The sequence below is a fragment of the Streptomyces capoamus genome, assembly GCF_014654935.1.
GTDB classification, from domain to species: Bacteria; Actinomycetota; Actinomycetes; order Streptomycetales; family Streptomycetaceae; genus Streptomyces; species Streptomyces capoamus.
Map to the genome: position 1 here is coordinate 1 of NZ_BNBF01000138.1, position 535 is coordinate 535.

Below are 535 nucleotides of genomic sequence, written 5' to 3' on the forward strand. Positions count from 1 at the left end.
AGGCACTTCGTGGCGCTGTCCACGAACGCGGAGAAGGTCACGGCGTTCGGCATCGACCCGGACAACATGTTCGAGTTCTGGGACTGGGTCGGCGGCCGGTACTCCTACGACTCCGCGATCGGCCTGTCCCTGATGATCGCCATCGGGCCCGACCGCTTCCGCGAGATGCTCGACGGCTTCCGGACCGTCGACGAGCACTTCCGCACCGCCCCCGCCGAGGCCAACGCGCCGCTGCTGCTGGGCCTGCTGGGCATCTGGTACGGCAACTTCCACGACGCCCAGACCCACGCGGTGCTGCCGTACTCGCACTACCTGTCGAAGTTCACCGCCTACCTCCAGCAGCTGGACATGGAGTCCAACGGCAAGTCGGTGCAGCGTGACGGCAAGCCGGTGGAGTGGCAGACCGGCCCGGTGGTGTGGGGCACCCCGGGCACCAACGGGCAGCACGCCTACTACCAGCTGATCCACCAGGGCACCAAGCTCATCCCGGCGGACTTCATCGGCTTCGCCGAGCCGGTCGCCGAGCTGAGCGAGG

Annotated in this window: 1 protein-coding gene; it reads left to right on the top strand. The window is 67.9% G+C overall.

All coding sequences use genetic code 11. The annotated features are described in order from the left end of the window. Positions 1-535: phosphoglucose isomerase-related protein (locus IE312_RS38155; RefSeq protein ID WP_502267013.1), on the top strand; the 535-nt coding region annotated here is incomplete at both ends.